The organism is Pseudomonas sp. NCCP-436 (assembly GCF_019656335.1).
In the GTDB taxonomy this organism is placed as follows: domain Bacteria; phylum Pseudomonadota; class Gammaproteobacteria; order Pseudomonadales; family Pseudomonadaceae; genus Aquipseudomonas.
Window position 1 is genome coordinate 284,349 of the sequence record NZ_BPLZ01000001.1, and the last position, 13,802, is coordinate 298,150.

17 protein-coding genes are annotated in these 13,802 nt (G+C 63.0%); 5 read left to right on the forward strand and 12 right to left on the reverse strand.

Annotated features, from left to right (window positions below):
* Positions 1 to 339 precede the first annotated feature (339 nt).
* The gene (gene rpmB, locus NCCP436_RS01320) at positions 340 to 576 is read left to right on the forward strand and encodes a 50S ribosomal protein L28 (protein ID WP_003290799.1); all 237 of its coding nucleotides are present in this window, start codon (positions 340 to 342) and stop codon (positions 574 to 576) included.
* A 10-nt stretch (positions 577 to 586) separates the two neighbouring features.
* Complete coding sequence (rpmG, locus tag NCCP436_RS01325; RefSeq protein WP_012703270.1) at positions 587 to 742, forward strand: 50S ribosomal protein L33; 156 nt, start codon at positions 587 to 589, stop codon at positions 740 to 742.
* A gap of 95 nt (positions 743 to 837) precedes the next feature.
* On the opposite strand, the gene NCCP436_RS01330 is transcribed toward rpmG, so the two are convergent.
* From NCCP436_RS01330 to NCCP436_RS01355, 6 genes are all read right to left on the reverse strand, one after another.
* Positions 838 to 1,536 carry an HAD family hydrolase gene (locus NCCP436_RS01330; RefSeq protein WP_220801987.1) on the reverse strand — a complete coding sequence of 233 codons (699 nt, stop codon included), beginning with the start codon at positions 1,534 to 1,536 and terminating at the stop codon, positions 838 to 840.
* Positions 1,533 to 2,438 carry a tyrosine recombinase XerC gene (gene xerC, locus NCCP436_RS01335; protein WP_220801988.1) on the reverse strand — a complete coding sequence of 302 codons (906 nt, stop codon included), beginning with the start codon at positions 2,436 to 2,438 and terminating at the stop codon, positions 1,533 to 1,535. The genes NCCP436_RS01330 and xerC overlap by 4 nt, the downstream gene beginning before the upstream one ends.
* A 75-nt stretch (positions 2,439 to 2,513) precedes the next feature.
* On the reverse strand, positions 2,514 to 3,212 hold the full coding sequence (locus NCCP436_RS01340) for a DUF484 family protein (protein ID WP_220801989.1): 699 nt from the start codon (positions 3,210 to 3,212) through the stop codon (positions 2,514 to 2,516).
* Positions 3,209 to 4,039, reverse strand: a complete 831-nt coding sequence (gene dapF / locus NCCP436_RS01345; protein WP_220801990.1) for a diaminopimelate epimerase — start codon at positions 4,037 to 4,039, stop codon at positions 3,209 to 3,211. Before dapF ends, NCCP436_RS01340 begins: the two co-directional genes overlap by 4 nt.
* Before the next feature lie 10 nt (positions 4,040 to 4,049).
* On the reverse strand, positions 4,050 to 5,297 hold the full coding sequence (lysA, locus tag NCCP436_RS01350; protein WP_220801991.1) for a diaminopimelate decarboxylase: 1,248 nt from the start codon (positions 5,295 to 5,297) through the stop codon (positions 4,050 to 4,052).
* Between the two features lie 12 nt (positions 5,298 to 5,309).
* Positions 5,310 to 5,435: a lipoprotein gene (locus NCCP436_RS01355; RefSeq protein WP_220801992.1), complete on the reverse strand. Its 126-nt coding sequence runs from the start codon at positions 5,433 to 5,435 to the stop codon at positions 5,310 to 5,312.
* Between the two features lie 168 nt (positions 5,436 to 5,603).
* On the opposite strand from NCCP436_RS01355, the gene NCCP436_RS01360 reads away from it, so the two are divergent.
* The 3 genes from NCCP436_RS01360 (at position 5,604) to rnk (ending at position 7,734) form a co-directional block, all read left to right on the forward strand.
* A complete protein-coding gene (locus NCCP436_RS01360; protein ID WP_220801993.1) occupies positions 5,604 to 6,671 on the forward strand; it encodes an AraC family transcriptional regulator in 1,068 nt (355 codons plus the stop codon).
* A 69-nt stretch (positions 6,672 to 6,740) separates the two neighbouring features.
* Positions 6,741 to 7,073: an iron donor protein CyaY gene (cyaY, locus tag NCCP436_RS01365; protein ID WP_220801994.1), complete on the forward strand. Its 333-nt coding sequence runs from the start codon at positions 6,741 to 6,743 to the stop codon at positions 7,071 to 7,073.
* A 253-nt stretch (positions 7,074 to 7,326) separates the two neighbouring features.
* Complete coding sequence (rnk, locus tag NCCP436_RS01370) at positions 7,327 to 7,734, forward strand: nucleoside diphosphate kinase regulator (protein ID WP_220801995.1); 408 nt, start codon at positions 7,327 to 7,329, stop codon at positions 7,732 to 7,734.
* A gap of 233 nt (positions 7,735 to 7,967) precedes the next feature.
* On the opposite strand, the gene NCCP436_RS01375 is transcribed toward rnk, so the two are convergent.
* The 6 genes from NCCP436_RS01375 to argH all read right to left on the reverse strand — a co-directional run bounded on the left by NCCP436_RS01375 (position 7,968) and on the right by argH (position 13,726).
* Positions 7,968 to 10,823: a class I adenylate cyclase gene (locus tag NCCP436_RS01375; RefSeq protein ID WP_220801996.1), complete on the reverse strand. Its 2,856-nt coding sequence runs from the start codon at positions 10,821 to 10,823 to the stop codon at positions 7,968 to 7,970.
* A 114-nt stretch (positions 10,824 to 10,937) separates the two neighbouring features.
* Positions 10,938 to 11,192: a TIGR02647 family protein gene (locus NCCP436_RS01380; protein WP_220801997.1), complete on the reverse strand. Its 255-nt coding sequence runs from the start codon at positions 11,190 to 11,192 to the stop codon at positions 10,938 to 10,940.
* 65 nt (positions 11,193 to 11,257) lie between these two features.
* Positions 11,258 to 11,536: a hypothetical protein gene (locus tag NCCP436_RS01385; RefSeq protein ID WP_220801998.1), complete on the reverse strand. Its 279-nt coding sequence runs from the start codon at positions 11,534 to 11,536 to the stop codon at positions 11,258 to 11,260.
* A 10-nt stretch (positions 11,537 to 11,546) separates the two neighbouring features.
* Positions 11,547 to 12,032, reverse strand: coding sequence for a GNAT family N-acetyltransferase (locus NCCP436_RS01390; protein WP_220801999.1), 486 nt, complete (start codon positions 12,030 to 12,032; stop codon positions 11,547 to 11,549).
* A gap of 21 nt (positions 12,033 to 12,053) precedes the next feature.
* Positions 12,054 to 12,296, reverse strand: coding sequence for a hypothetical protein (locus tag NCCP436_RS01395; RefSeq protein WP_220802000.1), 243 nt, complete (start codon positions 12,294 to 12,296; stop codon positions 12,054 to 12,056).
* Positions 12,297 to 12,331: 35 nt separating this feature from the next.
* Positions 12,332 to 13,726, reverse strand: a complete 1,395-nt coding sequence (gene argH, locus NCCP436_RS01400; RefSeq protein WP_220802001.1) for an argininosuccinate lyase — start codon at positions 13,724 to 13,726, stop codon at positions 12,332 to 12,334.
* Between the last annotated feature and the right edge of the window lie 76 nt (positions 13,727 to 13,802).

Genomic DNA, 13,802 nt, shown 5'->3' on the forward strand with positions numbered 1-13,802 from the left:
GAATGCCGGTATGCTGATGGCAGACCTGCAACCCTAGACGATTTGCCAGGCGCTGGATACCATCGACGGGCGACGAATGGTAGAGTCGTTTCGGACGCCTACAGTGCCGGCCCCGCGTGGCGCTACGCCATCTTGCGGATGGGCGTGTCCTGCGTTTTTCCTTGTTGCCTGCCCGGCTTTCTGGTATAAAGCAGCGCTCTTTTCTAGGGGCTCGGTTCCTGCGAATGCAGGTGCATCCGGTAAGACCCTCGAGAAACGCGGCGCACGGCGCCAAAATGACATTGAGTTTAAGCGGCCAACCCATGCCGGGTTGGGCATGTGGTTTTAGAGGGCTGAGGCATGTCGAGAGTCTGTCAAGTTACCGGTAAGGGTCCGGTAACCGGGAACAACATTTCCCACGCGAACAACAAAACCCGCCGTCGTTTCCTGCCGAACCTGCAGCACCATCGCTTCTGGGTCGAGTCCGAGAAGCGCTTCGTACGTCTGCGCGTCTCCGCCAAGGGCATGCGTGTAATCGACAAGCGTGGCATCGACGCTGTACTGGCCGAGCTGCGTGCTCGCGGCGAAAAGGTTTAAGGAGAGAGTCATGCGTGAACTGATCCGTTTGGTGTCCAGCGCCGGTACCGGCCACTTCTACACCACTGACAAGAACAAGCGCACTACCCCCGACAAGATCGAAATCAAGAAATACGATCCGGTCGTGCGTAAGCACGTGATCTACAAGGAAGCCAAGATCAAGTAATTGATCGAGTGCCTGCGGGCACTCTGGCTACCTAAAAAATCCGATGGCGGTTTCCGTCATCGGATTTTTTATGCCTGCAGGAAGGTGGGAGCGTTTCAGGCGAGCCAGTCGGCGAGCAGGGCTGGCAGTTCGGCCAGGCTGGAGATCTGGGCGTCCGGGCCTGTCTCGTTCTGCCACTCAAGGCCTTGCGGGTTAAACCAGATGGCGCGCAGGCCGGCGGCTTGGGCGCCGGCGATGTCGTCGTGCGGATGGTCGCCGATGTGCACGGCCTGCCCGGCATTCACTCCGGCTCGCCTCAGGGCCTCGTGGAATGGCACGGGATCAGGTTTGCCCACGCCCAGTTCTTCGGCACAGAGGGTGAAGCGGAAGTAGTCGGCCAGGCCCAGGCGGCGCACGTCAGCGTTGCCATTGGTGATCACGCCAAGGTGGTAATGGTCGGCGAGATGTTCCAGGGTCGACAGCGTCTCCGGGAAGAAGGTGATGCGGTGGCGAGCCTCGAGCATTGCCTGAAAGGCGCCCTCGGCCAGCTGCAGGGCCTGTTTCTGGCTGTAACCGACTTCCATCAGGGCGTGGAACAGGGTGCGTCGGCGCAGTTCGCTGAGGCGATAGCGTAGACCAGGTTCCTGTGTCAGCAGGCGGCTGCGCACGGCAGGAAGGAAGTCCGCCGGCTGTTCTGCCAGGTGCGGGCTGTGCAGTGCCAGCCAGTCGTGCATGGCGGTTTCGGCGCCCTGGATAACCGGGCGGTTGTCCCACAGGGTGTCATCAAGGTCGAAAGTGATCAGGCGAATGCTCATTGGTCGGCTCCGCCACGGCGTTTAGCTCGCGGGTGGGCGCTGTCGTAGACGTTGGCCAGGTGCTGGAAATCCAGGTGGGTATAGATCTGCGTGGTGGCGATGTCGGCATGCCCGAGCAGCTCCTGTACCGCGCGCAGATCCTGTGAGGATTCCAGCAGGTGGCTGGCGAAGCTGTGACGCAACATATGCGGGTGCAGATGCTGGCCCAGCTCACGTACGCCGGCCTGGCGCACCCGCAGTTGCACGGCGCGGGGGCTGAGGCGGCGGCCCTGGCGGCCGATGAACACGGCTCCGTCAGCTGGATTTGCCAGGCGGCGCAGGGGGAGCCAGTGTTCCAGTGCCTGGCGTGCCAGGCGGCCGACTGGCAGTTCGCGCACCTTGTTGCCTTTACCGCGTACGCGCACCAGGCCGGCGGCCAGATCCAGACCGTCGAGATTCAGGCCAACCAGCTCGGACAGGCGCAGGCCTGAGGAATAGAACAGCTCCAGCATGGCCTGGTCGCGGCGAGCGATGAAGTCGTCTTCCACTGCGCCATCGAGCAGTTGAGCACTGCGGTCGGCGTCCAGTGTGCGCGGCAGGCGTCGCTCGCGTTTCGGGGGGCTGAGTCCTGTGGCTGGATCGTGATGGCACAGGCCTTCACGCAGCAGGTAGCGATACAGTCCGCGAGTGGCGGAGAGCAGACGAGCCAGACTGGTGCTGGAGTGGCCCTGGCCATGTAGCCGGGCCACCAACCGGCGCAGACTGCGGGTATCCAGCTTTGCCCAGTTGTCCAGCGCCTGTTCCTCACAGAACTGCACAACCTTGCCGAGGTCGCGGCGGTAGCCGTCCAGCGTATGGGGGGAAACCTGGCGTTCGCGGCGCAGGTGCTCCAGATAGGCGTCGAGGTGGGCTTGAAGTGTCACGTGGCGGATTCTCTCCGGCGGCTGTCATTCACCTGTCGCGTCGTTTGGCGAAAGGCCCCGGAGCTGCGACGGTACCTAGCGAACCGAGCGCAGCGGTGTGGCGAAGTTCGGCAGCACGCGTGACAGCACTTCGGCTATGTAACCGAGGAATAGTGTGCCGAGCGAGCTTTTATAGTGCTGCGGATCGGCGCTGCCGATGGCCAGTACGCCGTGCAGACCCTGGTGATTGAGGCTGACTACGGCGGCGGAGCCAACCTGTGTGGCTTCCTCGGCGCCGAAGAGGAACTCCAGCTCGTGCGGGCGCAGCACACCGCATATGGTCTTGCCGCCGCTGAGCAGGCCGCCGATCTGTTGGTGTGCTTCGGCCAAGCTGACCGAGCGGCCGACCGGCAGTTTGTTGTCGCTGAACAGAATCAGGCCGACGAAGGGCACCTGAAACTCGTGGCGCAGGCTGTCTTCTACAGCGCCTACCACTTCTTCCAGGCTGCCGGCATCGAGTAGATCGAGCACCAGGCGGCGGGTCTTGTCGAACAGCCGATCATTGTCGCGCGCCACATCCATCAGTTGCCCGAGGCGGTGGCGCATCTCGATGTTGCGTTCGCGCAGCAGCTTGACCTGACGCTCCACCAGTGACACGGCATTACCCGGTTGGTGCGGAATGCGCAGTTCGGGGATGAGTTCCTCATGGTCGATGAAGAACTCCGGATGCAGGCGCAGATAGGCGGCAATCGTTTCCGAGTCGAGTGGCTTGGCGGAATCCTGCTGGTCGGTCATAGGCGAACCTGTCCTTCGTATACGCGGGCAGCGGGTCCGGTCATCATAACCGGCTGTCCTTCGCCTGCCCACTCGATAGACAGCCGTCCGCCCGGTAGTTCCACCTGCACCGGGGAATCCATCCAGCCCTGGCGGATGGCGGCCACGGCAGCGGCGCAGGCACCGGTACCGCAGGCCTGGGTCTCGCCAGCACCGCGCTCCCACACACGCAGGCGTGCATGCTTGCGGTCGAGTACCTGAAGAAAGCCGACGTTGACCCGCTGCGGAAAGCGCGGGTGGTGTTCCAGTTTCGGCCCGAGCGTGTGCACCGGCGCGCTGTCGACATTATCGACGCGCAGCACGGCGTGCGGGTTGCCCATTGACAGGGCGGCCAGTTCGACGCTCTGACCATCGACATCGACGCGATAACTGAGGGCGGCCTGTTCGGCCTGGAACGGTACCTGGGGCGGATCCAGCCGCGGTGCGCCCATGTTCACGCAGACCTGGCCGTCGTTCTGCACGCGTAGTTCGATGATGCCGCCTTTGGTCTCGACGCGTATGACCTTCTTGGTGGTCAGGCGCTTGTCCAGCACAAAGCGGGCGAAGCAGCGTGCGCCATTGCCGCACTGTTCCACTTCCGAACCATCGGCGTTGAAGATGCGGTAGCGGAAATCGACATCCGGCTGGCTTGGCGGCTCGACGATCAGCAACTGGTCGAAACCGACGCCGGTGTGGCGGTCGCCCCACTGCCGGGCATGCTTGGGCTGCACATGGGCGTGCTGGCTGATCAGATCAAGCACCATGAAGTCATTGCCCAGGCCGTGCATCTTGGTAAAGCGCAATAGCATGGCGTCGCCCTCAGGTCGGCAGCAGGCTTTCGCCGGCGTAGAGCTCTTGGATGGTCTCGCGGCGACGGACTTCGTAGGCCTGCTCGCCATCGACCATCACCTCGGCTGCTCGGCCGCGGGTGTTGTAGTTGGAACTCATGACGAAACCGTAGGCACCGGCCGAACGCACGGCCAGCAGGTCGCCTTCCTCCAGCACCAGATCACGCTCCTTGGCGAGAAAGTCACCTGTCTCGCAGATCGGTCCGACCAGGTCGTAGCAGCGGGCTTGCCCTTCGCGAGGCTGTACCGGCGAAACATCCATCCAGGCCTGGTACAGGGCCGGGCGGATCAGGTCGTTCATCGCTGCGTCGATGATGGCGAAGTCCTTGTGCCCGGTGTGCTTGAGGTATTCCACCTGGGTCAGCAGGACACCGGCGTTGGCCACGATAAAGCGGCCCGGCTCGAACACCAGAGTCAGATCCCGGCCTTCCAGGCGCTTGCGCACGGCGGCAATGTAGTCGCCGGCCAGCGGTGGCTGCTCGTCGCGGTACTGCACGCCGAGACCACCGCCCAGATCCAGGTGCCTGATCCGGATGCCGCGAGCTGTCAGTCTGTCCACCAGTAGCAGCAGGCGATCCAATGCATCGAGGAAGGGATCGAGGGTGGTCAGTTGCGAGCCGATATGGCAGTCGACGCCGATCACCTCCAGATTCGGCAACTCGGCGGCGCGGGCGTAGACGGCCTCGGCCTGCTCGATGTCGATGCCGAACTTGTTTTCCCGCAGGCCGGTGGAAATGTACGGGTGGGTGCCGGCGTCCACGTCCGGGTTGACGCGCAGCGACACCGGGGCCTTGACGCCCAGCTCGGCAGCTACCTTCTGCAGGCGCTCCAGCTCCACGCTGGATTCGACGTTGAAGCAGTGCACGCCGACTTCCAGCGCCCTGCGCATGTCGTCACGGCTTTTGCCGACGCCGGAGAACACGATCTTGCCCGGCTCGCCGCCGGCGGCCAGTACCCGCTCAAGTTCGCCACTGGAGACGATGTCGAAGCCGGCGCCCAGGCGCGCCAGCACGTTCAGCACGCCGAGATTGGAGTTGGCCTTGACTGCGAAGCAGACCAGGTGCGGCATACCGGCCAGCGCATCAGTGTATGCCCGGTACTGCGCCTCGATGTGGGCGCGGGAGTAGACGTAGGTGGGGGTGCCGAAACGGCGGGCCAGCGCGGACAAGGCGACGCCCTCCGCGTACAGCTCGCCGTCGCGGTAGTTGAAGGCTTCCATGGTGGGCTCCTGTCAGAATTCGAAACGGTCTCGGCTGTTGCCGGCATTTTCGTCGCCCGGCAGATACAGCGGGCCTTTCTGGCCGCAGCCGGCCAGCAGGCAGGCAGCGGCGAGGAGCGCGAGGGTCAGTCGCTTCATGGGGTGATCCTTGAAAATTAAGCATGAATTGCGCTGGAGTATACCGGCCCCCCGTCCCCTTGCCTATGCGCAGGCGCCCGTCCGGCGGGGCATCAGACGGGATCCGCAGCGTTCTTGAGCGTCGCTGGGTGTTACGGGTTGGTATGGGGCGCATTACGAGGAGAGATGATGGAAAACCCTGCGATTCTCGCCGGCTCGGTGTCGGTGGCTTACCTGCAGGGGCTGGTCGAGCATCTGCAGCGTCGTGATATCGCGCCGGAGCGACTGCTTGCCCATGTCCAACTGACACCCGAGATTCTCTCTCAGCGCGATCAGCGTATTGCCGCCAGTGCCTACCTGAGTCTGCTTGGCGCTGGCGTACGGTTGAGCGGTGACGACAATCTTGGTCTGCATCTGGGCGAAGCCGTCCGCCCCGGTTATTACGGCGTGCTTGGTTACCTGGTGATGAGCTGCGCGACGCTGGCCGATGCCCTGCACCGTCAGGCCCGCTATGCCGCGCTGGTGGGTGGCCTGGGACTGGTCAGTCTTGATGACGAACCGTCGCGTGACGGCAGTGAACCGCTGGTAGCGCACAGATGGAAGCCGCTTCTGCCGCAGCAGCAACGTCAGCAGTGTGAAGAAACCCTGGCCGGCTGGGTCAGTTTCGGGCGCTGGATCAGCGGCCTGGACATCGCGCCTACGGAAGTACGTTTCCAGCATCCTGCACCGCCCGATATCCGCGAACATCAGCGCATCTTCCGTTGTCCGGTACTGTTCGGTCAGGCGGACAACGCACTGGTGTTTCCCCGGCGCTTGCTCGGGGTCCCGTTGGGGCAGGCGGATGCGCAGGTGCAGCGCATGCTCGATGCCTACGCCGAGCGTTTGCTGGGCGAGCTACGCAGCAGTCATGCTGTGCTCGACCAGGCTCGTCTGGTTCTATCCCGGCAACTGCCCGAGCAGGGGCCGGATCTGGAGGCCGTGGCCGGTGCGCTGGCGCTCAGCCCGCGTACCCTGCAACGGCGTTTGCGCGAGGCTGGCCTGTCGTTCAGTCAGCTGGTGGATGAGACCCGCCAGCAATTGGCGCTGCACTACTTGCGCGATCCGGCGCTGGAGCTGGCGGAAATCGCTTTTCTGATCGGTTTCAGCGAGCCCAGTTCGCTGACTCGTGCGTTCCGTCGCTGGACGGGAGAGAGTCCTGGCGAGTACCGTCGCCACCTTTCCGGCCTGTCAGACTGTGCAGAGTGCGTGTCGCTATAACTGGCAGTGCGTTTACGCCGGCCTTTTCAGATAACTTCTTTATTTGCTGTACCCATTGAGGACAACCCGATGAGTCTTAACGAAGCCCGATTCCATGATCTGGTCGATGCCACCCAGCAGGCGGTGGAGGACATTTTCGACGACAGCGGCCTGGACGTTGATCTGGAAAACACCGCGGGTATTCTCACGGTGCGTTTCGACAATGGAAGCCAGCTCATCTTCAGCCGTCAGGAGCCCATCCGCCAACTGTGGCTGGCTGCGCGTTCCGGTGGTTTTCACTTCGACTACGACGAGAGCGAACTGAGCTGGATTTGCGACACCAGTCACGAGCGGTTGGGCGAGATGCTGGCGCGCATCACTCTTGAGCAGGTAGGCGTCGAGCTGGAGTTCGACGAACTCTGAGCCATGCCCCGCTTGTGCAGGGGGCAGTCTTGTTTATTTATCCGGCTGTGGTAGGGTCGGCAGGACATTTTGCAGAACCCCGCCTTCGGGCGGGGTTTTTACTTTTTGAAAACCGTTCAGGATGGTGGCCGTCGGAGTCACGCAAGCCGGTGCGGGAGAGGGGCGCTGGCCTGATCCTTCCTGCCCGCTGTTTGTGCCCGACTGCTGGCGCTGAACGGTTGAGAAGACCTATGCAAGGAGACTGCTTGGGATCATGAATAAAACACCCGCCATTACCGTAACCCGCCTCGATATGCAGCGTCTGGAGCGCCTGCTCGACAGCCTGGACGACTTCGGCCCTGCCGCTATTGCGTTGCAGGCCGAACTGGATCGTGCCGAGGTTGTGGGGCACGAAGAAGTGCCGGCAGGGGTGGTGACCATGAACTCGCGTGTGCATTGCCGCGAAGAGAGCAGCGGCAAGGATTACCACCTGACCCTGGTCTATCCACAGGATGCCGGTGGCGAAGGCAAGGTCAGCATCCTGGCGCCGGTAGGCTGTGCGTTGCTCGGACTGACGGTTGGCCAGGAGATCGACTGGCCGGCGCCCGGTGGCAAGCAGCTGAAGCTCAAGCTGTTGTCGGTCGAATATCAGCCGGAAGCTGCAGGCGACTACGACCTCTGAGTACGTCTGTGCTCACCAGAAAGGCCGCCAGCCTCCCGCTGGCGGCCTTGTTTTTGTGGCGTGCATCGGTGTCCACAGAACCAATTTCGTTGGCTAAGCGCCCTGTATTCGGGGCCCCGCGCGCGCGTTGCCTCACGGCTGTCGGCAATGAAGCCTTCCTGTAGAAATCGCTCTCTCGCGGCGAAGGGAATGATGCTGGTATCCGGGCACGGCGTTGATCCGGGCTGGAGGCCTTAGGGCGTGCGTAGGGCCTGGTTCAGGGCATCCTCCAAGCTGGCCTTGTAACGCAGGTAGCGCACTGTCGACGGCGGACGTTTGCCCGTCAGTGCCGAGAGATCCAGATCCGTGATGTAACAGGGGTAGCGCTCGTTGTTGCGTCGATGGGCCAGAATGTGCCGGGCTACGCGGGCATACAGCGCCTGGCCGTGTTCCAGTTCGGAGAACTCGCGATGATTGCAGTACAGGGTGACCTGGCGCTGGCGGCCTTCGCCGGCTTTGATGATGGCCTGCACCTCGTAGAACGGCTGGCCGGCGCATGCCTGTGGGGCGGGACGTGGTTCGATACTGCGCGGACGTAACGGTGCATCCGGCAGTATCTGGTAGTAAAGCACTTCCAGCGGTGCGGCAGCGGCAGTGCCGTCCAGCGGTAGCTGGGCATTGCGCCGGTACAGCAGTGACTGCAGGAAGCGTTGCAGCGGCGTGAGCAGGCTTTGTTCGTCACGGAACGGTACGCGCCGGCGCCACAGCGCGTTGTATTCGTCGATTACGGTCAGCTCGGCTTCGTCTTGCGCCTCGTTGAGGCGATAGAAAACCTGAATTGCCTGTGGTCGGGCCATGGGCAGGATCAGTGCCAGATCCGTGTCATGCAGTGCGTAGCGATCCAGTCGCAGGGGACTGTAGTCCTTTTGCTCGGTGCCGAGATGATCCAGCAGAGCCTGCAGATCACCCAGCGCGACGTGTCGTACCTGGCCGGGTTTGAGGTATAGCACGTGATAGTGCTGACGTATTTGCAGCACATAGCGCGAGTGAATACCGCTGGAGTAGCAGTCCAGCAGACCGCGCAGCAGTTCCTCGACCCGTTCGGCGATGGCCTTGGCACGATTGCGACAGAAACAGCGCACGCGAATGTCTATTGGAGTGCCTGGTGGTAGCTGGTTGAGCAATTCGCTGAGGCAGTCGAGCAGGGCATCTTCGCCGTCGTGGCGGGACACCAGCAGTTCGTTCCAGCTGTTAAGGCTGACCTGATCAAGAGTCAGTACCAGATTCTCCCGCATGCCCGAATAGCCGAGTGCATCGGTGCGCCCTGTGGTCATGTGCAGGTTCATCTGGCTGTGCTGTCTCAGTGGATCCACTCCGACGTTGATCAGCAGCAGGATTCGTGTCGGCTGGCTGGCGCGCAGCAGTGCGGTGTCGTCCATGGGCGGCAGCGGCAGGGGGAAGCATTGCTGCAGGCTTGCGATCAGGTTGGTCAGCTCGAATTCGTTCAGGTCACTGACGCCCGGGTGCAGGGACAACCGGGTACTGGCGTCGATTACCCCGTTGCGGTGACACCAGGCCAGCAGTTCGATCAGCTCCCGGCTACGCCGGATCGGTGCAAAGTCCGGCCAGTCTTGCGCGCCCAGGCTGCCGCCGAACAGTGCCCAGTGGTTTTCCTCCGGGATTTCCGTACTGGTCTGGTGCACCAGGGTCAGGGTGTCCTCGGCCAGATCCGGAGCGATGCCCGGGTTGGTGAATTCCACCTTGCCGGCCCGTCGCTCAAAAGCGGCGTACAGGCGCCGGCCGAGCACGGCCAGGTCGCGATTGTTCGGCAAGCTGCTGATGCCGGCGTTACGGGTAAACTGGCCGAGGAAGCGGTAGCTGTAATTGAGCTCGTTGACCAGCACGCGGCGCTCGGCGCTGACCTGGCGGACTTTCCACTGACTGCGGCTGTCGAGTACGGCCAGTTGGCGCAGCGGCCAGCCCCAATCGCCGGTCAGACGCTCCAGCAGCACGCGCTGCCAGCTTTTCTGGCGGCCGCGTGCTGGAGGCCGGCTGATCTTCTTGTTCACCTTGAGGTACAGGCAGCGGCGTACCAGCTCGAGGCGCTCGTGGTCGCCGCGGGCGCCGAGATAGTCCTCCAGACGACGGTAGACCATGATGTAGGGGTCGAGCTCGTCAAGATCGAGGCGACCCTGGTAGACCGCCTGCTTGAAGCGCAGCGCGAGGCATTCGACCCGCGGATATTCGCTGGCATAGACCTCGGTCAGCAGCAGTTTGAGGGCTGACTTGTAGGGCGATTCGATGCCTTTGTACAGCTGCCATAGACCGGCACCTAGGAATTCCTGCGGTGGAATATGCGCCAGGTGGCCGAGGTCGAGTACATCCTCCTCGCGTACGAAGCGCTTGTTCAGCAGCGTTCGGCAGTACTCTTCGTAGCGGCTCTCCTCGTACACCGGAACCAGCCACCAGATCGGCGTACGTCCGGCGAGCCAGATCGCTGTACGGTAGAATTCGTCGAGCAGCAGGTAGTGCTGGGTGGTGCCGCAGTCGTCCGAACTCAACGTGGCGGCGCGCTCGCCCTGAACGAAACGCTGCGGGTCGATCAGGAAGATATGTGCCTCGGCTCCCTGGGTGGTTGCCCATTCCTCCAGCAGGCGGCACTTGCGGTTCAACTCCTGCAGGGCTTGCGCAGTCAGGTTCGTGCTGTGGCACAGCCACAGATCCATATCGCTCTGCTCAGCCTGCGCTATTGTGCCCAGGCTGCCCATCAAAAACAGCCCGTGAAGTGGTGCGGCACCCTGGCCGCGGCGCGGCTTGTAGGCGAACGAACGGGCCAGGCGCTGGATTTCGGCCAGGCTGTCGTCGTCCGGCTCGAAGCCGCTGAGCCCGGCCGGGGTGGTGGCCGAGACGTAGCCGGGCAGCAAAGGATGATTGACGTGCAGCAAAAGCGGTAGCAGTCGCAGCACCAGTTGCTGGCGCGGAGACAGAGCCTGCAGGGTACGCTCCAGCCGACCCTGGTTGATTCGCAGAAAGCGGCTGCGCAGTTGTGCCAGAACCTTGCGGTCAATGCCGTCGTCGATATCCGGGCGAATTTCCTGCATGCGCGTCATGTTCGAACTCTACTGGTCAGGCTGCAAGCCTATCAGCGGTGTGCCGGCCAGAGCAGTCTCCATGACGTCATCTTGCCCGCCGCCGACTTGTTTGTACGGCGGCGGGCACAGATTTCAGGCGGGGGAGGTCTGGCGGGAAGCGAGAATGGCCAATAGTGCCTGCGTGTGCTCAGCCGCATCAATGCCCAGGCTAGTCAGGTAGCCGCCATCGGCCTGGCTGACCAGACCCTTCTGATGCAGGCGGGTAATGGCGCCCTGGGCCTTGAACGAGGCGTTGTTGTGTACCTTGAGACCTTCCTGGAGGTTACCCAGGTTGTACAGGGCGAGGATTTCCAGCTCATCGATCAGATCAGCAGTGAATGACTTCATGGTGGCTCCGCTTTCCGCTAGGACGTGCATGGAGTGTAGACCCCATGGCGTCACATGCGCGGCCGTTACTGTTCCTCGTCGGGCAGCGTCGGCAGCTCCCGCAGAGCCTGTTCGTACCGAGCGCCGTCGAAGGGGCGGTCCTCGCGCAGCATGGCGTCGACTTCATGCGCCAGCACCAGAGCCATCAGCTCGAGAATCTCCTCGCGCTCGTAGCCGACCAGCGTGAGCTTGTTGTACACCGCCTTGGCGGCGGCAGGTTCGCCGCTTTCCAGCTGGTTCTCGATCGCCTGGATCAGGGTGGCCTCGGCGAAGTCTTCGTCTTCCTGGTCGTTGTTCTGGCTCATGTCGGATTCCTCATTGATTACCGGCGGCAAAGTCCAGCAGGGCCTGGCCGGTCAGGCGATAGGTGGTCCACTCGCTTTGCGGGCGGGCGCCGAAGGACTCATAGAAGTCGATGGCCGGCGTGTTCCAGTCCAGCACTGACCACTCGAAGCGACCGCAGCCGCGCTGCACGGCGATCCTCGCCAGATGCTGCAGCAGGGCCTTGCCGGCACCCATGCCGCGAGCCTCGGGGCTGACGTAGAGATCTTCCAGATACAGGCCGTGCCTGCCCAGCCAGGTGGAGTAGTTGAAGAAATACACTGCGTAGCCGATGGGCTTGCCGTCGTGCTCGCAGATCAGGCCGTGAGCGGTGCTGCCGTCAGCGAACAGGCTGTCGCGGATGCCTGCGGCGTCGGTTTTCACCTCGTGCTCGGCCTTCTCGTAGATGGCCAGGTCGGTGATGAAGCGCAGGATCAGCTCGGCGTCTTCAGGGGTGGCGGGGCGGATGTCTATAGGCATGGAAATGTCTCGTGGCAGCGTTCAGCTGTAAGTGGCGGTCAGCCACGTCAGGGGCAGGCCAACCAGGCAGAGAAAGCCGAACGTTGCGACCCAGGCGCTGCGCGAACCCATCGAATCGGCCACGCGCAGCGGCAGGCGCGGGTAGCGCCCTAATGTCAGCAGTCGTAGTGCCAGCCAGCCGGTCGTGTAGAAGACGTAGCCGATGATGATTTCAAGCGCGATCTCGGCCAGTAACGCCAAGCCGCGCAGCAGTAATTCAGGCATGGGAACTCCTTTTCCCGTTTCTTGCCAAGCGCTGCTCAGCGGTTGGCCAGCAAATCCTTGCCACGCGCCACCGCCGCACGCACCTGGGCCGGTGCGGTACCGCCGATATGGTTACGGGCATTCACCGAACCTTCCAGAGTCAGCACGGCGAATACGTCCTGCTCGATCTGGTCGCTGAACTGGCGCAGCTCGTCCAGCGTCATTTCCGCCAGGTCCTTGCCGGTTTCGACGCCGTACTTCACCGCGTGGCCGACGATCTCGTGGCAGTCGCGGAACGGCAGGCCCTTGCGCACCAGGTAGTCGGCCAGGTCGGTTGCGGTGGAGAAGCCGCGCAGCGCCGCTTCACGCATGATGGCGTGCCTGGGCTTGATCGCCGGGATCATGTCGGCGAAGGCGCGCAGCGAATCACGCAGGGTGTCGGCGGCGTCGAACAGCGGTTCCTTGTCTTCCTGGTTGTCCTTGTTGTAGGCCAGCGGCTGGCCCTTCATCAGGGTCAGCAGGCCGGTCAGGGCGCCGAACACGCGGCCGGTCTTGCCACGCACCAGCTCCGGCACATCCGGGTTCTTCTTCTGCGGCATGATCGAGCTGCCGGTGCAGAAGCGGTCGGGCAGGTCGATGAACTGGAATTGGGCGCTGGTCCACAGCACCAGCTCTTCGGAGAAGCGCGACAGGTGCATCATCGCCAGGCTGGCGGCAGCGCAGAATTCGATGGCGAAGTCGCGATCGGACACGCCGTCTAGGGAGTTGCCGCCCACGGCTTCGAAGCCCAGCAGTTCGGCAGTGATTTCACGCTGGATCGGATAGGTGGTGCCGGCCAGCGCGGCAGAACCCAGGGGCATGCGGTTGGTGCGCTTGCGGCAGTCGACCAGGCGCTCGTAGTCGCGCGAGAGCATCTCGAACCAGGCCAGCAGATGGTGGCCGAAGGTCACCGGCTGGGCGGTCTGCAGGTGGGTGAAACCGGGCATGATGGTGTCGGCCTCGGCTTCGGCCAGATCCAGCAGCCCCTGCTGCAGGCGGGTGATCTCGGCGAGGATGGTATCGATCTCGTCGCGCAGCCAGAGGCGGATATCGGTGGCTACCTGGTCGTTGCGGCTGCGTCCGGTATGCAGTTTCTTGCCGGTGATACCGATGCGATCAGTCAGGCGCGCCTCGATGTTCATGTGCACGTCTTCCAGATCGACGCGCCAGTCGAAGGTGCCGGCTTCAATCTCGCCCTGGATCTGCTTGAGGCCATCGATGATCGCATCTCGTTCGGCATCGGTGAGCACGCCGACCTTGGCCAGCATGGTGGCGTGGGCGATGGAGCCCATGATGTCGTGGCGATACAGGCGCTTGTCGAATTCGACCGAAGCGGTGAAGCGGGCGACGAAGGCATCGACGGGCTCGCTGAAGCGGCCGCCCCAGGACTGATTGGTTTTTTCGCTGCTCATGGTTTGGGCTCTGGATCGGGCAGGCCATGTTGCTGGCCGGCATGGCGGACAAAAGTGGGGCGATGATAACAGGGTC